Origin of the sequence: Streptomyces sp. MK7, from assembly GCF_032658145.1 — a bacterium.
Classification (GTDB): Bacteria; Actinomycetota; Actinomycetes; order Streptomycetales; family Streptomycetaceae; genus Streptomyces; species Streptomyces spiralis.
In genome coordinates, this window is the sequence record NZ_JAVACL010000007.1 from 188283 (window position 1) to 209201 (window position 20919).

Consider the following 20919-nt stretch of genomic DNA (forward strand, 5'->3'; position numbering starts at 1 on the left):
CACGGGTAAGCCTGCCCAGGTCCACATGATCGTCCACGGGGTTTCACCGTTCTTCCAGCCCCCCGTCCGGCCCCCATAGGCTCCCGCCGGCGGCCAGTCGGTGCCCTTGACCGGCGGGCCGCCAGGTCGGCGCGGACGGGAATGTGTCTCCAGCGCATCGACCTTGCGACGCGATGAGGCCCTGTCCCTGAGGGGGCAGGGCCTCATTGCCCGTTCGCGCGGGCCTGTCGGCAATGCGAGGCACAGGCTCCTGGCCCGCGCGCCTTCGCAGCCGGCCGTCCATCACCCACCCATGCGTACGCCGCTCCCGAGGAGGCGCGCACCCGGTCCAGCCCGGTTCCGCGCGACGGAACTGCCCCCCGGCCGCGTAGAGCAGACGACGGATTCACCCACGGAGGGGGCTGCACAGTGGCAGCGCGTGCACTCAAAGGGGCACTGAGGGGCGCCAGGGGTACGGCGATCGCGGCGGCGGCGATGGCCGTGCTGACCGCGTCGCAGGCGCCGAGGGCGGTCTTGGCCGAGGCCGCGGAGCCCGCGCGGAGGGCGGCACCCGCCGAGCACGGCCTCAGCGTGTCCGGCGACACCCCGTACCGCACCGCTCTTCCCCCGCTGCGGACGCAGAAGAAGAGCTCGGCACGGGGAGTGACGGACGGCGGTGCCCTGCCCGCGAGCGTGCTCGCCGCGTACCGACGTGCCCAGGAGGAGCTGGCGCGCAGCGCGCCACACTGCCGCCTGCGCTGGCAGCTGCTGGCCGCGATCGGCCAAGTGGAGTCCGGGCAGGCGCGGGGTGGCCGGGTGACCGGGGACGGTACGACCGTGACGCCCATTCTCGGCCCGCGGCTGACCGGCGGCTCCTTCGCCGTCGTGGCGGACACGGACGGCGGCGCGTACGACGGGGACGCGGTGTACGACCGCGCGGTCGGCCCGATGCAGTTCATCCCGTCCACCTGGGCCCGCTGGGGAGCGGACGGCAACGGCGACGGACGGAGGGACCCGAACAACGTCTACGATGCGGCGCTTGCTGCCGGCCGCTACCTGTGCGCGGGTGGCCGCGATCTGTCGACCCTTGCCGACCTGGACCGGGCGATCCTGGGCTACAACCGCTCGCTCGCCTATCTGCGCACCGTCAAGGCGTGGTACGCGTACTACCTGACCGGTCACCGCGTGCTGCCGGACGCGTCCGACGGATCCCGGCCGGACCGGCCGGAACCGTCCCGCCCGAAGAGGCCGAAGCCCTCGCCGTCGAAGCCGTCGGACGGCCGGAAGCCGGGCCCTGGTCCTTCGCGCACGCCGTCGATGCCGCCCGTCTCATACTCCCCCGGCCCGTCTCCCAGGGCCGGCGTCCCGAAGGAGTCAGGGACGCCACTGGTTCCGGTCCCCGTACCGACCCTCACGCTGCCCGGGGGCGGTGTGCTGCCCGATGCGGGACCGCTGACCACCGGCAACGGCTGAAACGTGAGGGGTGTCTCCCCCCTCCACAACTGCCACTACTCGGCGGTAATGTCGCCACCGCCGGAAGCACAGGACCGGCGGGTGAGTGCGAAGGGGCCCTCATGGCGACGGACATGTCCGCGGACACAGCGGCCGCCGACGAGCGTTGGCAACGCATGTGGAGCCATCGCGAGCAACTGCTCAAGGTGGCCCGGCGGCGATCCATGAGCCAGGAGGACGCCGAGGATGCCGTTCACGAGGCGATGCTGCGAGCCGCGGAGCGCCCGGACCTCGACGACGAGCGGCTCGGTGCCTGGCTGACGACGGTGACGATGCGGCTGTGTGTCGACCGGTACCGGCAGGTCCACCGCGAGGCCGAGGTGGGCAGCCGTCCGACACTCGTCGCGCCGGGCCCGATACCCGTCGAGGAGGCGGTGTGCGACCGGGCCGAGGCGAAGTGGCTCGCCGTGCGCAGCGGTGAGCTGCCCGCCCGGCAGGCGGAGGCGCTTCGGCTGAGGTCCGAGGACCTGGACGTGAGCCAGGTCGCGATGCGGATGGGGCTCAGCTACCGCACCGTCGAGTCGCTGCTCGCCCGTGCCCGGCGGACGCTGCGCGCCTCGCTGGCCGGGACGCTCGGGCTGGTGCTGTTCCTGGTCGGGCGCGGGCGGCCGCGCGGGGGCGGCTATGCCCAGGCGGTCGCGGTCACCTCGACGGCGGCGACCCTGGTGGTGGCCGGTTTCATGCTGCCGTACGCGCTCGACGGGGGCGGAAGCGGGAACGGTCCGGCGCCGCGGCCGGCCATATCCAGCGACGCGCAGGTCGTGGGCGGCGAGGCCGCGGGCCGGGGGCGCGCCCCCGGGACGCCCGCCCCCTCGCCCTCGGCGCCCGGGGCTCGGGGCCGGACGGCCACGCCCACCGGGGGGACGTCCTCGCCGCTGCGAGTGCCGGTGCCGTCCCTGCCGGAGGCGTCGGCGTCGCCGCTCTCGAAGCTGTCGGTGCCGCAGGTGCCCGAGGTGCCGAAGGTTCCGGGCCTGCCGGCCACCGTGCCGAGCCTGCCGGCCACCGTGCCGAGCCTGCCGGCCACCGTGCCGGACCTCCCGACGACGTCGGCCGTCTCGTCGATCCCGTCGCTTCCCCCGGCCTCGGCCGTGCCGGCCGTTCCGCTCTCCGTCCCCGCCCCGACGGCGCCGTCGCCGAAGCTGCCGTAGCGTCCAGTACACGCGTCCGCAAAAAATTCTTCGTCCGCTGCGACGGACGCCCCTCCCCACCCCGTAGAGCAGATGTCGGAGCTGCTCCACGGGCGAAGGATGGAACCGGATGGGTGTCGAGATCTGTGTGGAAGGGCTGACCAAGTCCTTCGGCCACCAGGTCATCTGGCAGGACGTCTCGCTGACCCTGCCCGCCGGGGAAGTCTCGGTGATGCTCGGCCCTTCGGGGACGGGCAAGTCGGTCTTCCTCAAGACGCTCGTGGGGCTGCTGAAGCCGGAGCACGGCTCGGTGAAGGTCGCGGGCCGGGACATCACCCGCCTGCGCGAGCGCGACCTGTACGAGGTGCGGAAGCTGTTCGGCGTGCTGTTCCAGGACGGTGCGCTGTTCGGCTCGATGAACCTTTACGACAACATCGCCTTCCCGCTGCGCGAGCACACCCGCAGGCCGGAGAGCGAGATCAAGCGGATCGTCCTCGAAAAGATGGACATGGTCGGGCTGATCGGCGCCGAGGGGAAGCTGCCCGGCGAGATCTCCGGCGGTATGCGCAAACGGGCCGGGCTCGCCCGTGCCCTGGTCCTCGACCCGGAGATCATCCTGTTCGACGAACCGGACTCGGGTCTGGACCCGGTCCGCGTGGCCTACCTCAATCAGCTCATCGTCGACCTCAACGCACAGATCGACGCGACCTTCCTGATCGTCACCCACGACATCGCCTCGGCCCGCCAGGTCCCGGACAACATCGGGCTGCTGTTCCGGCGCGAGCTGGTGATGTTCGGGCCCCGCGAGGAGCTGCTGGCCAGTGACGAGCCCGTGGTGCGGCAGTTCCTGAACGGCCGGATGCAGGGGCCGATCGGCATGGCGGAGGAGAAGGACGCGGCCCAGGTCGAGCAGGAGCTGGCCCAGATCGACGAGGGCGGCCCGGCCGATGCGCTGACTCCCCGCCTGCTCCCCGGCCCCGGCATCACCCGCCCGCCCCGCTGGGAGGCGATCGCGAGACGCGAGGCAGAACTGCACGGGACGGCGGTGAGAGGGGCATGAGGCTCTCCCCGACAGGTGTGCTACGGCACTCGGGCAGCCTCTTCGCGATGGCGCTGGACGTCGTCCGGTCCCTGCCCCGGCGGCCCTTCCAGGCGAGGGAGTTCATCCAGCAGGCGTGGTTCGTCGCGAGCGTCACGATCCTGCCGACGGCTCTGGTCTCGATCCCCTTCGGGGCGGTCATCGCGCTGCAGATCGGCAGCCTGACCCGGCAGTTGGGCGCGCAGTCCTTCTCGGGTGCCGCGTCCGTGCTCGCCGTGCTGCGGGAGGCATCGCCGATCGTCACCGCGCTGCTGATCGCGGGCGCGGGGGGCACGGCGATCTGCGCCGACCTCGGGGCACGCAAGATCCGCGACGAGATCGACGCGATGCAGGTGCTCGGCATCGATCCGATCCACCGGCTCGTCGTACCGCGGGTGCTGGCGTCGATGGTGGTGGCCGTGCTCCTCAACGGCCTCGTCTCGGTGGTCGGTGTCGCGGGTGGCTACTTCTTCAACGTCGTCCTCCAGCACGGGACGCCGGGTGCCTACCTGGCGTCCTTCACCACCCTCGCCCAGTTGTCGGACCTGTGGGCGGCGGAGATCAAGGCGCTGGTGTTCGGGGCCATCGCGGCGATCGTCGCCTCGTACAAGGGGCTGACCGCGCAGGGCGGTCCGAAGGGCGTGGGAGATGCCGTCAACCAGTCCGTGGTGATCACCTTCATGTTGCTGTTCGTGACGAACTTCGTGATGACTGCCGTGTACTTCCAGGTCGTCCCGCAGAGGGGTTAGCCGATGAGACCGCGAGAACTCCTCGATCGCCCCTTGCGCTCGCTCGAAGAGCTGGGCTCCCAGCTGTCCTTCTACGGGCGCTCCTTGGCTTGGACGGGCCGCACCTTGCGCCGCTACAAGAAGGAGATCCTTCGGCTGCTCGCCGAGGTGAGTTTCGGGCGCGGCGCGCTCGCTGTCGTCGGCGGCACGGTGGGCGTGATCGCGTTCCTGTCCTTCTTCACCGGCACCGAGGTCGGCCTCCAGGGCTACGCGGCCCTCAACCAGCTCGGCACCTCCAACTTCGTGGCGTTCCTGTCGGCGTACTTCAATACCCGGGAGATCGCCCCGCTGGTGGCCGGACTCGCCCTGTCCGCGACGGTCGGCGCCGGATTCACCGCGCAGCTCGGTGCAATGCGGATCAGCGAGGAGACCGACGCGCTGGAGGTGATGGGCGTCCCGTCGCTGCCGTTCCTGGTGACGACACGGATGATCGCCGGCTTCGTCGCGGTGATCCCGCTGTACGTGATCGGGCTGCTGTCCTCGTACCTGGCCGCCCGCACGATCACCACCGACTACTACGGGCAGTCGACCGGCACGTACGACCACTACTTCCACCAGTACCTGCCGCCCGTCGACGTGTTCTGGTCCTTCGGCAAGGTGATCGTCTTCGCCCTGCTGATCATCCTGGTGCACTGCTACTACGGCTACCACGCGAGCGGCGGCCCGGCCGGTGTCGGCGTCGCGGTGGGCCGGGCGGTGCGGACCTCGATCGTCGCCATCAACGTCCTGGACTTCTTCCTGAGCCTGGCGATCTGGGGAGCCAACACGACAGTGCGGATAGCGGGGTGAGAACGGTGCGCACGCACGGAATGAGACTCAGGCTGTACGGCATCGCGTTCCTCGCCGTGCTCGCGCTGCTGCTGTCGCTCGCGGTGGCCGTCTACCAGCAGGCGTTCACCTCCGTGGTGCCCATCACCCTGGAGGCCGACGCCCTCGGCAACCAGCTCGATCCACGCGCCGACGTCAAGTTGCGCGGGCTGCTCGTCGGCGAGGTTCGCGAGGTGCACGCCGACGGCACGAAGGCGACCCTCGACATCGCGCTCAAGCCGCAGTACGTGTCGTACATCCCTTCGGACGTGCACGCGCGGCTGCTGCCCAAGACGCTGTTCGGCGAGAAGTACGTCGACTTGGTCGCTCCGCCCGGCGCTGCGCACGCGTCGGCACGGCCCATCCGTGCGGGCGACGTCATCACCCAGGACCGCACGAAGGTCGGCATCGAGGTGCAGCAGCTGATGAACGACCTGCTGCCGCTGCTGCGCACGGTCCAGCCGGGTGAACTCAACGCCACGCTGTCGGCGTTCGCCACCGCGCTGGAGGGTCGCGGCGACCGGATCGGCGACAACCTGACCCGGGTCGAGGGCTATCTGCGCCGCCTCAACCCGCACATGCCCTCCCTCAAGGAGGACATCACGCGGTTCGCGGACGTCGCCGAGGTGTACGGCGACGCCGCGCCCGACCTGATGCGGATCCTGCGCAACGCGGTCACCACCAGCCGAACCATCGTCGAGAAGAGGGACCAGTTGGCGTCGGCTCTGCGCGCGACCGCCTCCGTGGCGGGCACGGCGAACGACTTCCTGTCCGAGAACGGCGACCGGCTGATCACCCTGGGCCGGGTCTCCCGCCCCACGCTGGAGCTGTTCGCCCGCTACTCCCCCGAGTATCCGTGCCTGTTCCAGGGCCTGGTCCGGCAGGAGAAGGCGTCGGAGGACGCGTTCCGGGGCGGCGAGATGCGGATCACCCTCGAGGTCGTCCGCCCGCAGGGGGCGTACCGGCCCGGTGAGGAGCCGGTGTACGGCGAGCGGTCCGGCCCCGACTGCCGCGGTCTGCCGCATCCGCGGGTGCCAGGGACGAAGCCCCGTCTCGACGACGGTACGTCGGCCGGAAATTCCGGCGGCGCACTCCCCGGAAGTGCCGACGTGTCCGCCACCCGGGCCGAGCAGCGGGCCGTCGGCTCGCTCGTGGCCCCCGTCATGGGCGTCCCAGCGGACCAGGTGCCGCCCGTGGCGACCCTGCTGTTCGGTCCGCTCGCGCGCGGAACGGCGGTGAGTGTCGCATGAGCAGGCCAGGAGCCCGGCAGACCGCCGCCCCGCTGGTCAAGTTCAGCCTCTTCGCGCTGGTCACGATCGCGGCGACGGCGCTGCTCGCCGCCACCATCGTCAACGTCTCCTTCACGCCCAAGGACACCTATCACGCGGTGTTCACCGACGTCACCGGGCTGGAGACCGGCGACGACATCCGGGTGGCCGGAGTGCGCGTAGGAGAGGTCGAGGGTATCCGGATCAAGGACCGGACACTGGCCGAGGTCACATTCACCGTCAGCGCGGACCGGCCGCTGCTCGCCGGGACCCACGCGGTCGTCCGCTACCGCAATCTGGTCGGGCAGCGCTACATGGCGCTCACCGAGGGCACAGGCGACGTCACCGCCCGGCTGCGGCCGGGCGGCACCATCCCGCTGTCCCGGACCCAGCCGGCGCTGGACCTCAACGCCCTGCTGAACGGCTTCAAGCCGCTGTTCGCCGCGCTCAGCCCGAGCGACGTCAACCAGCTCGCCACCGAGATCATCCAGACCCTCCAGGGCGACGGCGGCACGGTGAACAGCCTGCTCGCGCACACCGCCTCGCTCACCAGCACCCTCGCGGAGCGCGACAAGCTGATCGGGTCGGTGATCGACAACCTCAACACCGTCCTGGAGACGCTCGACAAGCGCGGCTCCCGCTTCTCCGGGCTGCTCACGCAGCTGCGCCGGGTGGTCTCGGGGCTTTCCGCCGACCGCAAGCCCATAGGGGAGTCGCTGGTGAGCATCGGCGACCTCGCGGACGTCACGTCGGGGCTGCTGAAGGACGCGCGTCCACCGCTGAAGGACGACATCGCCGGGCTCGGCGATCTCACCGGAACGCTGAACAAGAACGAGAACACCGTGGAGGGCGTCCTGAAGCGGCTGCCGAACAAGCTGAAGAAGCTGACGGGGACCGCCTCGTACGGCTCGTGGTTCAACTTCTACCTCTGCGACTTCGACGGCCGGATCGTGCTGCCGAAGACCAAGCAGGTGATCACCCCGGAGCTGCACGTGGCGCGGGCGAGGTGTGGCGGATGAGCATGCGCATCAGACGGCGCACTGTCCGCCGCCCCGAGCCGCTGGTGAGGGTCCGGGTCCTGCCGCCGAAACTGCCGAGACTCCCCAGGCTGCTGCCCAGGCGCAAGCCCCGCCCCGAACCCCTCGTGAAGGTACGCGTCCTGCCGCCGAAACTGCCCAGACTCCCCAGGCTGCTGCCCAGGCGCAAGCCCCGCCCCGAGCCCCTCGTGAAGGTACGCGTCCTGCCGCCGAAACTGCCCAGGATCCGGCTCAAGCGGCCGCGCCTGAAGCCCTTCCGCGTGGGGGCACCTCCCACGCCTTTCGGGCAGTGGGGGAGGAACCCGGTCGTCGTCGGCGCCGTCGGCCTCACCGTCCTCGCGCTGCTCACCGTCGCCGCCTTCAACGCCGACAGCCTGCCGCTGATCGGCGGCGACACCTACAGCGCGGCCTTCTCCGAGGCCGGCGGGCTCAAGCCGGGCGACGAGGTACGGATCGCCGGGGTCAAGGTCGGCAAGGTCGAGGGCGTGGACCTGGACGGCGACCACGTCAAGGTGACCTTCAGAGTGAAGGGCCACCCGGGGTTCGGTACCGACACGGGTGCGTCGATCCGCGTCAAGACGATCCTCGGCGCGAAGTACCTGGCCCTGTACCCGAGGGGGCCCGGCCAGTTGAAGCCGGGCAGCGAGATCCCGCTCCGGCGGACCGTGTCGGCGTACGACGTCGTCCAGGCCTTCAGCGACCTGACGACCACCACCGAGGAGGTCGACACGAACCGGCTCGCGAAGGCGCTGGACACGATGTCCGCCACCTTCCAGGACTCCCCCGCGGAGGTGCGGGCGTCGATCAAGGGGCTGTCGCGGATCTCACGGACCGTCGCCGCCCGTGACAAGGCGCTGCGCGGGCTCCTCGATCATGCGAACGGAGTCACCGAGGTGCTGGCCGGTCACACGAAGGACTTCTCCGCGCTGGTGAAGGACGGTGACGCCCTGCTCAAGGAGATCGGCAAGCGGCGTACGGCGATCCACAAGCTGCTCAAGAGCTCCGCGCTGCTGGGCATCGAGCTGTCCGGCCTGGTCGACGACAACAGCAAGGAGATCGGGCCCGCGCTGAAGAACCTCAACACCTTCGTGACGATGCTTGAACGCAACCAGGCGAGCCTGGACCGCAGCGTCGGGCTGCTCGCCCCCTACGTACGGCTCTTCACCAACACCCTCGGCAACGGCCGCTGGTTCGACTCCTACGTCCAGAACCTGGTCGCCGCCCCGGTCACGCCACGGACGGGAGGCACCCCATGACCCGCAGACTCCTGGCCCTGTTCACCGCGCTCGCGATCGTCGTCGGCCTCGCCGTCGTCCTCTGGCCCGGCCCCGGCCCCGTCCGCGTCACGGCGTACTTCCCGCGCACCGTCGGCATCTACCCCGGCTCAGACGTCCGCGTCCTCGGTGTCCGCATCGGTGAGGTCAGGAAGATCACCCCGGAGGGCGACCGGGTACGGGTGGAGCTGGAATACGACCGGGGCCGCAAGGTCCCCGCCGACGCGCAGGCCGCGATCGTCAACTCCTCGGTGGTCAGCGACCGTTACGTGCAGCTGCTGCCGGTGTACCGCAAGGGTGCGGTGCTGCGGGACGGCGACGTCATCCCCGAGTCCCGTACGGCCGTCCCCGTCGAGCTGGACCGGATCTTCGACAGCCTGCACACCACCGCCGAGGCGCTCGGCCCGAACGGTGCCAACAAGAAGGGCTCGCTGTCCCGGCTGCTCGGGGTGAGCGCGGACAACCTCCAGGGGCAGGGCGAGAACCTCAACCAGACGGTCGAGGACCTGTCCCAGGCGGTCACCACGCTGTCCGACGGGCGCGGCGACCTGTTCGGGACCGTGCGGAACCTTCAGGTGTTCACGGCCGCGCTCGCGGCGGACGACACCAGCGTGCGGTCGTTCAACACCGACCTCGCCGACGTGGCCGGGCAGCTCGCCGGGGAGCGCGAAGATCTCGCGGCCGCGCTGAAGTACCTGGCCACCGCACTCGGCGACGTGGCCGGCTTCGTGAAGGGCAACAAGAAGGAGCTGACCTCGGACGTGAAGGGCCTGACCAAGGTCACCAAGGTTCTCGTCACCCAACGGGACGCTCTGGAGGAGCTGCTGACCGTCGCCCCCACGGGCCTGTCGAACCTGCAGAACGCCTACAACCCCGCCGCCGGCACCCTCGACACCCGCAACAACGCGCAAGCCCCGCAGGATCCGTCATCCCTTCTCTGCTCGATCCTGAGGACGACCGGCGACGACCACGACAACTGCGCCGGGCTGAAGAAGCTCTTCGACTCCCTGCCCAAGGTTCCGTCGGCCCCGGCGTCGACGGGCACGGTCGACAAGACCCTCGGCGGAATTCTGGGGGCGCCGGTATGAGCGTGCAGCGCAAGGGGCGGGTGGCCGCCTGGACGGCGGTCGGGTCGCTGCTGCTGACCGGCTGCGAGTTCAACGGCTGGTACGACGTCCCGCTGCCCGGCGGCGCCGCCTCGGACGGTCACGCCTACCACGTCACCGTCGAGTTCCGGGACGTCCTGGACCTGGTGCCGCAGTCGTCGGTCAAGGTCAACAACGTCACCGTCGGCGCGGTCGAGAAGGTGGAACTGGACGGCTGGCACGCCCGCGTGCGGCTCAGGATCGCCGACTCGGTGAAGTTGCCCGGCAACGCGATCGCCGATCTGAGGCAGACCAGCATGCTCGGCGAGAAGTACGTCGCCCTGTCCGCGCCGGTCGGCACGCGCCCCGTCGGACGGCTCCGCGACGGCGATCGCATCCCGCTGTCCCGCAGCGGCCGCAACCCGGAGGTCGAGGAGGTGCTGTCGGCGCTGTCCGCGCTGCTCAACGGCGGCGGGGTGGCCCAGCTGAAGACGATCACCATCGAGTTGAACAAGGCCCTCGGCGGCCGCGAGGACCGGGTCAGGTCCCTGCTGAAGCAGCTGGACACGTTCCTCGGCGGCCTCGACGACCAGCGGGCGGACATCGTGCGCGCGTTGAAGGGCGTCAACCGGCTCGCAAAGCGGCTGAAGAAGGAGAAGAAGACGATCGCGCTGGCCGTCGACGCCATGCCCCCCGCTCTGAAGGCCCTCGCCGACCAGCGCAAGGACCTGACGAAGATGCTTACCGCCCTGTCCAGGCTCGGCAGGACCGGCACCAAGGTGGTGAATGCGTCCCACGACGACACCGTCGCCGACCTCAAGAAGCTCCAGCCCATCCTGCAGGAGCTGAACAGAGCGGGCGACGACCTGCCCAACTCGCTCGAAATCCTCACCACGTACCCGTTCCCGCGCAACGTCACGGACGCCGTCAAGGGCGACTACGTCAACCTGAAGATCACCGCCGACCTCGACCTGGCGGACCTCTACGGCAACGTCACCGGCAAGCCCGGCAAGCCCGGCAAGAGCGGGAAGTCCCCGGCCCCCGGGACACCGCGGCTTCCCGGCGTCCCCACTCCCACCCCTCTCCCGTCCGTCCCGTCCCTGCCGGGCACCCCGTCCGTGCCTCCCGTGCCCTCCGCGCCCGCCGTGCCCTCGCCTCCCCCCGACGGCAGCACCCTGCTGTGCCCGCCGGTGTGCACCGCTGCCTACGGCACCGGGGGCGGTTCGCGTCGCCTTCCGCCGGGCGTCGATCCCGGCCTCGCCGAGCTGATGCTGAAGGGGATACTGCCGTGATCACACGTACGGTCAGGGCCCAGCTGCTCGCCTTCGCGACGGTCACCGCCCTCGGGGTGTCCTACGTAGGCGCCCGGTACACGGGTCTGGTGGACGACCTCCTGCACCGCGGGTACACCGTGCGCGCCGACTTCGCCGAGTCCGGGGGCGTCTTCCCGGGCGCCGAGGTCACCTACCGGGGCGTGCCGGTGGGCCGCGTGGGCGATCTGCGGCTGACGGGCTCCGGGGTCTCGGTGGCGCTGAAGATCGAGGACGGCGCCCCGAGAATCCCGGCCGACACGCTCGCGGTGGTCGCCGACCGTTCGGCGGTGGGCGAGCAGTACGTCGACCTCCAGCCACGGCGGTCGGGCGGGCCGTACCTCATGGACGGCAGCCCGATCCCGCGCCGCCGCACCCGGACCCCGCTGCCGGTCACCGACCTGGTCCTCGGCCTCGACCGGCTGGTCAACTCGGTCGGCAAGGACGATCTGCGGGTCACCGTCGACGAGCTGGGCAAGGCGTTCGCCGGCTCCGGACCGAACCTGAGCCGGCTGGTGGACTCCGGCGATGCGCTGGTGGAGTCGGCATCCCAGTCGCTTCCCCAGACTGTCTCGCTGATCGAGGACTCGCGGACGGTGCTCAGGACACAGGCCGACCAGGGCTCGGCCATCAGGTCGTTCTCCCGTGATCTCGCGGCGCTCACCGAGCAGTTGAAGTCGAGTGACGGCGATCTGCGCCGACTGATAGGCACCACTGTGCCCGCCGCGCAGGAGGTCGACTCCCTGCTGAAGTCCACGCGGCCGCACGTGCCGGTCCTGCTGGCCAACCTCATCAGCGGTGGCCAGATCACAATGGCCCGGCTGCCTGGCGTCGAACAGGCGCTGGTCACGCTCCCGCTCAATGTCGCGGGCAGCTACACGGTCATCCCCGGTGACGGCACCACCCACTTCGGGCTGACCGTGAACGCCGACGACCCTCCCGCGTGCACCCAGGGCTACGGCACCCAGCGGCGCGACCCCGCCGACACCGGCACGCGCCCGGCGAACACCGACGCGCGCTGCACGATGCCGCGCGGCAGCAAGACCTCGGTGCGCGGAGCGCAGAACGCGCCCGGTGCGACGACCGGCCGGTACAGCGCCGGCCAGGCCGCATTCGTGGCCCCCTACGACCCGGAGACCGGCACCGTGACCGGCCCGGACGGAACGCCCGTCGAGATCGGCTCGACGGGCGGGGAACAGACCGTGTTCGGAAAGGAGTCGTGGCAATGGCTGCTCGTGGGACCGATGGCATGAGAGGCGGACGTATGAGGCTGCTGTCGGCGGGGCTCGTCGCCGCGACCGTGTTGACGACCGTGCCGTGTGTCTGGCTGGGCCTGAAGCTGTCCGACCAGCGCGCGGCAGAGCAGCGCCGTCAGGACATACTGGCGGCGGCCCGCCAGTCGGCGCTGAACTTCACCTCGCTCGACTACCGGCACTACGGCCGGGACAGCGGCGATGTGCTGAAGGGCGCTACCGGCGAGTTCAAGAAGGAGTTCGCCGCGCAGACCGCACAACTGACGAAGCTGGTTGCGCAGAACAAGTCGGTGTCCGAGGGGCAGGTCCTGGAAGCGGGCATCGTGCGGTCCGACGCGCGCTCGGCCCGGGTTTTGGTCGTGGCCGACAGCAAGGTGACCAACACCGCCGTGCCCGAGGGCCAGGCGCGCACCTACCGGCTGCAGCTCGACCTCGAGCGCGTGGCCGGCCGCTGGCTGACCTCCGACGTTGCGTTCGTGGGCTGACCCACCCGTGAGGCCATCGATGAGGAGAGACACCGTGGCGAACCCGACCTCCCGCACCCGCGGCACCAGCTCACCGGCCCGCCGCACCATGACCGCGGCCGCCCGAGCGGCAGCCAAGCGCGCCGGGCGGCCCGCGCCCCCCGAACGCGGTTCCCGCCAGGAAGAGCAGACTCCCTCCGGGCCCACCCCGGTCGTCGATCCGCCGGCGAAGGGCTGGGAGGACCCGCCCGAGCCCGAAATGCCCGAGTCGTTCGAGGAGGAGCCGGAGGACAGTGCGCCCCCGCGCAAGGCCAGGCGTATCGTGCTCACCGCGGTGCTGGGCGTCGTCCTCCTCGTCGCGGCCCTGGTCGCGGCCGCCGTACTCGGGTGGCAATACCGGCAGGGGCGGCAGGCGGAGCAGGCGCGCGGCGAGGCCGTCACGGCCGCGCGGAAGGCGGCGCCGGTCGTGCTGTCGTACGACTACCGGCACCTGGACCGTGACTTCTCCCGGGCCCGCGCTCTGCTGACCGGGCACTTCCGCGACCAGTACGGCAGGACCACGAAGGCGGTGGTCGCGCCGACCGCGACCAAGTACCACGGCGTGGTGAAGGCGACCGTGGCCACACCCGCCGACGGCGGCGCCCCGGCGGTCTCCGTCGTGTCGGCCACTCCGGACCGGGCCGTCGTCCTGCTCTTCGTCAACCAGGTCACCCGGAGCACTCGGGTCCCGGAGCCCCGGCTGGACCTGAACCGGGTGCGTATGACGCTCACCCGCACCTCCGACGGCTGGAAGGTGAGCGGCGTCGACGCCCTCTGACCGGGCCCTCCGTAAGCGCCTTCGCGCAGTCGCGCGGGGCACATTTTCGTCCTGCTGCCCCCTCAGTACCCTTCCGGCCCGTTCCGAAAGGAGTTCGGTTTCTCGCGACGGACGCCGCCTGCCTCGCCGTAGAGCAGACGAAGGCATCACCCGTACCGCCACACACCACCGCCCTTCGTCCGACTCGCGAACCCAAGAGGTACCTGTGGCTCTCCTCTCCGCACTACGTCTTCACCGCCATCCGCGGTCGCGTGGGCGTCTCGCCGTCGGGTTGCTGGCGCTCGTCGCCGGAAGCCTGCCGAGTGCGGCCGCCGACGCCGCCACCCCGCCGTCCGGATCGGTCAGCGACACCGCGCCCACGACCACGTGGAGCGCCGGTCCCTTCGCCGTCCCCAATGTCTCCGGCACTGCCGGGACGGTGAGCTGCGGCAATGCGCAACCCTGCGACGACTACGCCCTGAAGGTGTCGGTGCCCGTGGGCTACGACGCCGGTCACAGCCTGCGCATCGACGTCAGATGGCCGGACTCCGCCGCCGACTTCGACCTGTACGTCCTCGATACGGACGGCCGAGAGGTGGCCGCCTCGGCCTCTTCCAGCGACCCCGAGACCGTGCTGCTTCCGGCGGTGTCGGCGTCGTACACCGTGCGCGTGGTGCCGTACGCGCCGCTCGGCGACAGCTTCACCGGCACCGCGAGCCTGATCACCGCTCCGGCCGATCCGCCGCCGAGTACGGCCACACCACCGACGTACGCGAACTCCTGGGCGCACGACGGCATCGCGGATGCCCACAACGCCGGTGAACCCTCGATCGGCGTCGACCGCGCGAGCGGCGCCGCGATGTTCCAGGCGTACACATCGACGCTCAAGGTCACCTACGACAGTGCGGGTGCCGCCACGTGGCAGGACAAGAGTGCGAGCGCGGCCAACGGCTGTCCTCAGGGCAGCACCACCAGCCTCGACCCGATCCTGTTCACCGACCCGGCCACCCACCGCACCTTCGAGTCGCAGCTCGCCGGCAAGACCGCCCTGACCTGCTACACCGACGACGACGGTGAAACGTGGACGCCGACGGGCGGCTCGGGCGTCAACTCCGGTGTGGACCATCAGACCATCGGTGGCGGCCCCTTCGCCGCGGGCGGTCCAGGTGCCGTCACGTCGTACCCGAACGCCGTCTACTACTGCTCCCAGGACATCGCCGACGCCTCCTGCGCGGTCAGCCGGGACGGCGGTCTGACGTACGGGCCTGCCGTTCCGATGTACTCGCTGCTGGACTGCGGCGGCCTGCACGGGCATGTGAAGGTGGCTCCGGACGGCACGGTGTACGTGCCCAACAAGGGCTGTGGTGGCAATCAGGCCGTGGCCGTCTCCGAGGACAACGGGCTGACGTGGACCGTCCACGAGAACCCGTCCAGCACCCCCGGTGACTCGGACCCGAGCGTGGGGATCGGGGCCGGCGGGACCGTCTACATGGGCTACCAGAACAGCGACGGTACTCCGCGCATCGCTGTCAGCCACGACAAGGGCAAGACGTGGCTGTACGACCAGAACGTCGGCGCGGCCCTCGGCATCAAGAACATCGTCTTCCCGGCCGTGACCGCGGGCGACGACAACCGCGCCGCCTTCGTCTTCCTCGGCACCACCACCGGCGGCAACTATCAGGACGCGGCCGACTTCACGGGCGTCTGGCACCTGTACGTGGCCACCACCTACGACGGCGGCCAGTCCTGGGTCACCGCCGACGCCACCCCGACCGATCCGGTTCAGAAGGGGTCGATCTGCACGGGCGGCACCACGTGCGGCAACGACCGCAACCTCCTGGACTTCATCGACGTCACCACCGACGCCCAGGGCCGCGTGCTCGCCGCCTACGCCGACGGCTGCACCGGCACCTGCGCGACCGGAGGCGCCCAGAACTACGACGCCCTGGCCTCCATCGCCCGCCAGACCTCCGGCAACACGCTGTACGGCGCGTACGACGCCGTGGTCCGCGGCAAGCGCAATGAGCCCGAAGGAAGCCACTAGATGAAGCCCTCGCCCTCGGCTGCCCTACTGGCAGGAGCCGTCCTCGGCCTGGCCGCGGTCACCGGATGCTCGGCGGCGAACAAGCACCCCGAGCCCCCGGGGGCGACGCCGTACGCGGCGAAGCAGGCTACCGATCCGCCGGCCAGGAATGCAGCCGGGGCCGCGCCCGGCGGCTGCGCCACTGCCGCCTCACTGCCGCTCCCCGAGGACTTCCCGGAGAACCTGCCGGTGCCCGACGGCGCGGTCGTGACCTCGGTGGAGCACCGCACCGGCGGTCGGCTCGTAGTCGCCACCGTCGTACGGGACGGATTCGACACCACCCTGGCGTTCCTGCACAAGTGGCTCCCCAAGGCCGGCTACATCCCTGAGAAGGGCGAAGTCGAGGAGGACGACGCCGAGTCGGACTTCTCCTCCACGAGCGTGCGGGGCCGCTGGACCCTGCGGAAGATGCCTGACTGCGAGGGAGGGGTGTACCTGACGTACCTGACGTCTGCCGTCTCCTGAACCCGGCCCGGCCACCCTCTTGATGCGGAGAGCCGTGTGGAGTTGGGCGCCCCAGGGTGTGACGGTCCGGCCCTCCGGTGCGCTGTAGGAGTGGGCCCAGGGACCCAAGGGCCTCGTGGCACCGGCCTGGTCGAGGAGCTGGGCGACGTGGTCGTCGCGGAGGCAGTAGACGATGCGGCGGCCGTCGCGGCGGCCGGTGACAAGGCCGAGGGTGCGCAGGAGGCGCAGTTGTCAGGAGACGGCGGACTGTTCCATGCGTCGGCGAAGGCAAGTTCGCCGATGGGGCACGGGGGCTGCCACGGGGCGGTGCGGATCGGCAGGCGGGATGGTGTGGCGGACGCCTGGAACGTCGCGTTGACGGAGCGGCGGTGGTCACAGCGCGCAGGAGCTGCGGTCGAGGTGGAAGGAGCGGGCGTCGGGCCGGCGGCACAGCCGATACCGACGGTGACGCCGAAGATGGTGATCAGGGCGGGCAGTGCGGCACTCCATTTCCAGTCGACCAACCCCAAAGTCGTCGCACCGACTCAACCAACGCGACAATGCTCTCGAACCGATCACAGGCGTAAACGCCGTGCCGATCAGCCGATAGGGGCATGCTCAGGACCTGATGCGCGAAGGCGGTGGGAGCATGCGCAGAATTTTATATGTTGCTGCGAGTTGGGCGCCCGTTGGGGCTTGTCATGCCGCGGGCTGCCACCTATGTTTCGATCATCATGCTTGCATCCCCGATCATCAGCATCATAGTCGCCACTCACGACCTTCAGGGACACCTTGAAAACTGCCTGAATTCGATCCTAAACCAGTCCTTCCGGGATGTGGAGGTCATCGCCGTCCTGGACCAGTCTGCTGAGTGCCCTGCGGACTTGGTGGATGACTATGCCCGGCGCGACGGGCGGGTCTCGGCCGTGCACCTGAAGGGCGTCGTCGGCATTAGCCGGATACGCAACGCAGGGGCCGAGCACGCAACCGGTGATTACCTGCTGTTCCTGGACAGCGATCACATCATCGGGGGTGCAACGCTTCAGGCCATTGCCGACCGGCTACAAGATGCAAAAAAGCCGGACATCCTTCTCTTCGGGCACACTCGCCTGCATCGCCGCCGCTCCTGGCCCGGTGCCGCCGCCGCACTGCTTGCCGGGCAGGGACGTGAGCCCTTCGCCCCGATCGATCAGCCTGAGTTGTTCGGCGCTCCCGCCTACTCCTGGGACCGTCTGTTCCGCCGCGACTTGTGGACCCGGCAGGGACTCGCATTCCCCGACGGCTTCTACGAGGAGGTCGCGGTCGTCCACCGCGCCATGCTGGCCGCTGACCGGATCGGCGTCCTGAAATGGAACTGCGTCCAGATCCGCCGTCGGCACACTCAACACCCCGCAGGCGCGCCGGGCGGCACTCATTTCGATGTCTTCGCCCGCTACGAAGAGAGCTTTGGCTTGCTCGAGGAGCGTAGCGCCCTGGACGTTGTGGCTCCGTTCCTCTTCACTCGTATGATTCGCCACTACCTCTTCCTTCTAAATCTCGAGGGTTGTCTCTCGCGCACCGAGCGCCCGGAGTTTTTCGACCGCGCCAGCGAGCACTACCGCCGGTTCCTCCCCGACGGCTATAAGCGCCCTGACGGCCGCGAGGGTGTCAAGTTCCAACTCGTCGCGAGCGGCAAATACGGCGCTTTTGAGGCCGCCAGGCTCCCTCAGTTCGCGCGTAGCTTCGTCTCCCAAGGCGCTGCCGTTCGCGGACGGTGACCCGGGCTGGGCGGCACCCTTGCGGTAGCCGGTTCCCTGCTCTGGCGATCAGTGGGCGTCGTTGATGTCAGCCGGCGATCCCGCCCACCGCGGCGATCGCGGCGGCCCAGACGGAGGCGGCGCTGAAACCGTCCGTGAGGGCGGGCAGGTTGCCCAGCTGTCCGGCGCCCCGCGAGGTGGCCACCGCGGTCAGTGCGGCGAGGCCCAGGGCCGACCCCACCTGGTAGGTGGTGTTGACGATGCCGGACGCCAGGCCGGCCTGCTCCCGCGGGGCGCCGGACATGTCCCCAGAACCCGCCCGGCCGAGCCCGCCGCGCCCCGTGGAGCCCCGCATCCCTTCCAGAACCCCCGCTGGGAGAAACACAGCCCTGGATCGCCCCACCTCGGCACATGGCGCAGCCCATCCACGAACCCGCCAACGCACGGGCCGGACACTGGAGATCGTCCTTGAGGACCTCGGCGAGACGGCTGCGCGCCACGTACACATAGCTGGGCGAACAGGACTCTGAGGTCATCTGATAACGCATCAGTAGAGTTGGCAGTGGGTCAGCAAGACTCCTGCCACAGCCGCCCACAGACGGCCACACCGTGGAATCGCCCAGCGCCTCGCATCGAACCTGCGGCATACTCAGCCGCCCTGCCTGTGCGCGGTCGAAGGACGCGGGACAGTCCCCGACCGGACTCACCCACCCGCCGCCGACCGTCAACCATTTCCGCAGGTCAGCGCACCCGCCCACGTGGCTTCAGGGGCGTCGCCGGCAGCTCGGGAGCCGGCAGTGGATCACCGTCGTACCCCTTGACCTCGCCGAACCGTGTCCCTTCCATCCAGTCCCGGCGGGCCTGGGCGATCTCCTCCTGCGAACGGCCGATCCAGTTCCAGAACATGATCAGCTCCTCCTCGAAGGGCTCGCCGCCCAGGAGCATCAGGCCGGCGTCGGACTCGGCGCGCAGGGGGAGTTCGCCGCGGCCGCAGCCGAGGTAGAGCATCGAGCCGGGCAGCAGTGGTACGCCGTCGACGTGGGCTTCGCCGGACATGGACAGCACGGCGTATTCGAAGTCGGGCTCCAGGGGGAGGCGTACGTCCGCGCCACGGGTGAGGGCCAGGTCGGCGCCGGTGATCGGGGTGTATGTGGTACCGGGTGAGGTGGCGCCGTCGAGGTCGCCGAGGATCAGCCTGGCGGTCAGGCCGGGTGCCGTGACGGTCGGCAGGTCGGCGTGGTGCTCGAAGTGCGGGTCGGTGTGGCGGTGGCCGTCCGGGAGGGCGACCCACAGTTGTGCGCCGTGCAGGAAGCGGGCATGCGACCCGGGGCTCTCCTCCGAGTGACTGATGGCCCGGCCCGAGGTCATCAGGCCCAGTTCGCCGGGGCGGATCAGCTGGAGGCTGCCGGTCGAGTCGCGGTGCAGCACCTCGCCGTCGTGCAGCCAGCTCACCGTCTGCAGGCCCATGTGCGGGTGCGGGGGCACCTGCATGCCGGGCTCGTCGGCGATGTCGTCCGGGCCGTAGTGATCGACGAAGCACCATGCGCCCACCATGCGGCGGCCGAGGTTGGGCAGCAGCCGGCGGACCTCGGTGGACTCGCCGAGCTTGACGCGGCGCGGGCTGAGGAGTTCGCGCACCGGCTCCGCCACCACGAAACCACGGCCGCCGCACACGGCGGGGACCGCCTCGCGGTCAAGATTGCTCATGGCCACAACCTAGTCCCGCCGGAGCGGTTCCGTCAGTCCGTCACGCGGGCGTCCGGCCGAGTGTGAGGCCTGTTCGGCCCTCGGTGAGGCCTGTCTCCGTTCCCGGTGAGCCGCCGCCCTGTCCCCCGGAGCCCTGGAAGGAACAGCGATCGCGGATATAGTAGCCATGTACATAATAGCCATGTACTGTATCTGCCATGGGTACGGCATCCGAGGGCGCGACGCCCGGTTTTCTGGTCTGGCGTCTCTCAATGAAGTGGCGCGTGGCGGTCGACCGCGCCGTCGCCCCGCTGGGGCTGACCCATGCCCAGTACTCGCTGGTGGCCTCGCTGTACGGCATGCACCGCTCCGGGCTGCGGCCCAGCCAGCGGCGCCTGGCCGACCACACCGGGCTGGAGCCCCTCTACGTGTCGAAGCTGGCGCGCGGACTGGAGTCCGCGGGTCTGCTCGAGCGCACCCGGGACCCCGAGGACCCGCGCGCCGTCCAGCTCGCGCTCACCGAGCGCGGCCGGGATGTCACCGGGCAGGCGATCAAGGTCGTCCATGGGCTCCTGCGGCAGCTGCTGGAGCCGCTCGGCGGCCTCGACAGCCCGCGCACACGGGCGTTCACCAGCGAGCTGGCGACCCTGCTCGACGCACCTCTTGATCCGTTCAGCCAGAACAGTGAGCACGAGAAGGAGCAGTCATGACCACCACCGCCCACACCACCGCCCACGCCACCGGCTCCGCCCCCACCCCGGCCATGGACAGCCGCCTCATCGGTGTGGCCCACTACGCCGCCCGAGCGGTCCTGGAGAAGGTGCTGTCCCGCTACCACGTCACGTTCCAGGAGATGGTGACCCTGCGGCCGGTCGCCACCGCCGGCGGCCCCGTCGAGCACGACCGGCTGGTGGGCCGTACCGCCGCCGCGCTCAAGGCCGACGAGGCCGGTGTGCGTGACGTCATCGGGCAGCTGATCGCCAAGGGGCTGCTGGCGGCCGACGGTCCGCACCTGCGGATCACCGACGCCGGGCAGACCTTCTACGCCGGTGCGAGCGCCGAGACGGCCGAGATCGCCGCCCGTATCTACGCCGGCATCCCCGCCGAGGACCTTGCGGCCGCCGCCCGCGTCCTGACCACGGTCACCGAGCGGGCCGAAGCGGAGCTGGCCGCGCTCGCCTCCTGACCGGTC

At 70.4% G+C, this 20919-nt stretch carries 19 protein-coding genes and 1 pseudogene; 18 read left to right on the forward strand and 2 right to left on the reverse strand.

What is annotated here, in order from left to right:
* Window positions 1–408: 408 nt before the first annotated feature.
* The 16 genes from R2S09_RS12245 to R2S09_RS12325 all read left to right on the forward strand — a co-directional run bounded on the left by R2S09_RS12245 (window position 409) and on the right by R2S09_RS12325 (window position 18062).
* Entirely contained in the window at window positions 409–1452 is a 1044-nt protein-coding gene (locus R2S09_RS12245) for a lytic murein transglycosylase (protein WP_316740899.1), read from the forward strand.
* 101 nt (window positions 1453–1553) lie between these two features.
* Window positions 1554–2639, forward strand: coding sequence for a sigma-70 family RNA polymerase sigma factor (locus R2S09_RS12250; protein WP_316740901.1), 1086 nt, complete (start codon window positions 1554–1556; stop codon window positions 2637–2639).
* Window positions 2640–2748: 109 nt separating this feature from the next.
* A complete protein-coding gene (locus tag R2S09_RS12255) occupies window positions 2749–3678 on the forward strand; it encodes an ABC transporter ATP-binding protein (protein WP_306187461.1) in 930 nt (309 codons plus the stop codon).
* On the forward strand, window positions 3675–4445 hold the full coding sequence (locus R2S09_RS12260; RefSeq protein ID WP_316740903.1) for an ABC transporter permease: 771 nt from the start codon (window positions 3675–3677) through the stop codon (window positions 4443–4445). Before R2S09_RS12255 ends, R2S09_RS12260 begins: the two co-directional genes overlap by 4 nt.
* 3 nt (window positions 4446–4448) lie before the next feature.
* Window positions 4449–5273 (forward strand): ABC transporter permease, encoded by an 825-nt coding sequence (locus R2S09_RS12265; protein WP_306187463.1) that lies wholly within the window; start codon window positions 4449–4451, stop codon window positions 5271–5273.
* Between the two features lie 20 nt (window positions 5274–5293).
* Window positions 5294–6541, forward strand: coding sequence for an MCE family protein (locus tag R2S09_RS12270; RefSeq protein WP_306187465.1), 1248 nt, complete (start codon window positions 5294–5296; stop codon window positions 6539–6541).
* Window positions 6538–7578 (forward strand): MCE family protein, encoded by a 1041-nt coding sequence (locus R2S09_RS12275; protein ID WP_316740905.1) that lies wholly within the window; start codon window positions 6538–6540, stop codon window positions 7576–7578. The genes R2S09_RS12270 and R2S09_RS12275 overlap by 4 nt, the downstream gene beginning before the upstream one ends.
* A 278-nt stretch (window positions 7579–7856) precedes the next feature.
* Complete coding sequence (locus R2S09_RS12280) at window positions 7857–8852, forward strand: MCE family protein (protein WP_316740944.1); 996 nt, start codon at window positions 7857–7859, stop codon at window positions 8850–8852.
* A complete protein-coding gene (locus R2S09_RS12285; RefSeq protein ID WP_316740906.1) occupies window positions 8849–9958 on the forward strand; it encodes an MCE family protein in 1110 nt (369 codons plus the stop codon). The genes R2S09_RS12280 and R2S09_RS12285 overlap by 4 nt, the downstream gene beginning before the upstream one ends.
* Window positions 9955–11247, forward strand: a complete 1293-nt coding sequence (locus R2S09_RS12290) for an MCE family protein (protein ID WP_306192495.1) — start codon at window positions 9955–9957, stop codon at window positions 11245–11247. Before R2S09_RS12285 ends, R2S09_RS12290 begins: the two co-directional genes overlap by 4 nt.
* A complete protein-coding gene (locus tag R2S09_RS12295; RefSeq protein ID WP_316740910.1) occupies window positions 11244–12518 on the forward strand; it encodes an MlaD family protein in 1275 nt (424 codons plus the stop codon). The genes R2S09_RS12290 and R2S09_RS12295 overlap by 4 nt, the downstream gene beginning before the upstream one ends.
* 11 nt (window positions 12519–12529) lie before the next feature.
* On the forward strand, window positions 12530–13003 hold the full coding sequence (locus tag R2S09_RS12300) for a hypothetical protein (protein WP_316740912.1): 474 nt from the start codon (window positions 12530–12532) through the stop codon (window positions 13001–13003).
* A gap of 34 nt (window positions 13004–13037) precedes the next feature.
* A complete protein-coding gene (locus tag R2S09_RS12305; RefSeq protein WP_316740913.1) occupies window positions 13038–13799 on the forward strand; it encodes a hypothetical protein in 762 nt (253 codons plus the stop codon).
* A gap of 271 nt (window positions 13800–14070) precedes the next feature.
* Window positions 14071–15822, forward strand: coding sequence for a sialidase family protein (locus R2S09_RS12310; protein ID WP_316740915.1), 1752 nt, complete (start codon window positions 14071–14073; stop codon window positions 15820–15822).
* A complete protein-coding gene (locus R2S09_RS12315) occupies window positions 15823–16326 on the forward strand; it encodes a hypothetical protein (protein ID WP_316740948.1) in 504 nt (167 codons plus the stop codon).
* 668 nt (window positions 16327–16994) lie between these two features.
* Window positions 16995–18062, forward strand: a complete 1068-nt coding sequence (locus tag R2S09_RS12325; protein WP_306192500.1) for a glycosyltransferase family A protein — start codon at window positions 16995–16997, stop codon at window positions 18060–18062.
* Window positions 18063–18138: 76 nt separating this feature from the next.
* Here the strand turns inward: R2S09_RS12325 and R2S09_RS12330 are convergent.
* Both R2S09_RS12330 and R2S09_RS12335 read right to left on the reverse strand, forming a co-directional pair.
* A pseudogene (locus R2S09_RS12330) lies at window positions 18139–18345 on the reverse strand (MFS transporter); the annotation flags it as partial.
* Between the two features lie 437 nt (window positions 18346–18782).
* Window positions 18783–19748, reverse strand: a complete 966-nt coding sequence (locus tag R2S09_RS12335; protein ID WP_306192501.1) for a pirin family protein — start codon at window positions 19746–19748, stop codon at window positions 18783–18785.
* A 197-nt stretch (window positions 19749–19945) separates the two neighbouring features.
* Between R2S09_RS12335 and R2S09_RS12340 the strand changes: the two genes are divergently transcribed.
* Together R2S09_RS12340 and R2S09_RS12345 are read left to right on the forward strand one after the other, a co-directional pair.
* Window positions 19946–20437, forward strand: a complete 492-nt coding sequence (locus tag R2S09_RS12340; protein WP_316740918.1) for a MarR family transcriptional regulator — start codon at window positions 19946–19948, stop codon at window positions 20435–20437.
* Window positions 20434–20913: a MarR family transcriptional regulator gene (locus R2S09_RS12345; protein ID WP_316740919.1), complete on the forward strand. Its 480-nt coding sequence runs from the start codon at window positions 20434–20436 to the stop codon at window positions 20911–20913. The genes R2S09_RS12340 and R2S09_RS12345 overlap by 4 nt, the downstream gene beginning before the upstream one ends.
* The last annotated feature ends 6 nt before the right edge of the window (window positions 20914–20919 follow it).

What these genes read in the sequence shown, in the direction of transcription:
- R2S09_RS12250 (WP_316740901.1), top strand. Translation starts at nt 1,554, where the DNA reads ATGGCGACGGACATGTCCGCGGACACAGCGGCCGCCGACGAGCGTTGG.
- R2S09_RS12255 (WP_306187461.1), top strand. Translation starts at nt 2,749, where the DNA reads ATGGGTGTCGAGATCTGTGTGGAAGGGCTGACCAAGTCCTTCGGCCAC.
- R2S09_RS12260 (WP_316740903.1), top strand. Translation starts at nt 3,675, where the DNA reads ATGAGGCTCTCCCCGACAGGTGTGCTACGGCACTCGGGCAGCCTCTTC.
- R2S09_RS12265 (WP_306187463.1), top strand. Translation starts at nt 4,449, where the DNA reads ATGAGACCGCGAGAACTCCTCGATCGCCCCTTGCGCTCGCTCGAAGAG.
- R2S09_RS12270 (WP_306187465.1), top strand. Translation starts at nt 5,294, where the DNA reads ATGAGACTCAGGCTGTACGGCATCGCGTTCCTCGCCGTGCTCGCGCTG.
- R2S09_RS12275 (WP_316740905.1), top strand. Translation starts at nt 6,538, where the DNA reads ATGAGCAGGCCAGGAGCCCGGCAGACCGCCGCCCCGCTGGTCAAGTTC.
- R2S09_RS12285 (WP_316740906.1), top strand. Translation starts at nt 8,849, where the DNA reads ATGACCCGCAGACTCCTGGCCCTGTTCACCGCGCTCGCGATCGTCGTC.
- R2S09_RS12290 (WP_306192495.1), top strand. Translation starts at nt 9,955, where the DNA reads ATGAGCGTGCAGCGCAAGGGGCGGGTGGCCGCCTGGACGGCGGTCGGG.
- R2S09_RS12300 (WP_316740912.1), top strand. Translation starts at nt 12,530, where the DNA reads ATGAGGCTGCTGTCGGCGGGGCTCGTCGCCGCGACCGTGTTGACGACC.
- R2S09_RS12315 (WP_316740948.1), top strand. Translation starts at nt 15,823, where the DNA reads ATGAAGCCCTCGCCCTCGGCTGCCCTACTGGCAGGAGCCGTCCTCGGC.
- R2S09_RS12335 (WP_306192501.1), bottom strand. Translation starts at nt 19,748, where the DNA reads ATGAGCAATCTTGACCGCGAGGCGGTCCCCGCCGTGTGCGGCGGCCGT.
- R2S09_RS12340 (WP_316740918.1), top strand. Translation starts at nt 19,946, where the DNA reads ATGGGTACGGCATCCGAGGGCGCGACGCCCGGTTTTCTGGTCTGGCGT.
- R2S09_RS12345 (WP_316740919.1), top strand. Translation starts at nt 20,434, where the DNA reads ATGACCACCACCGCCCACACCACCGCCCACGCCACCGGCTCCGCCCCC.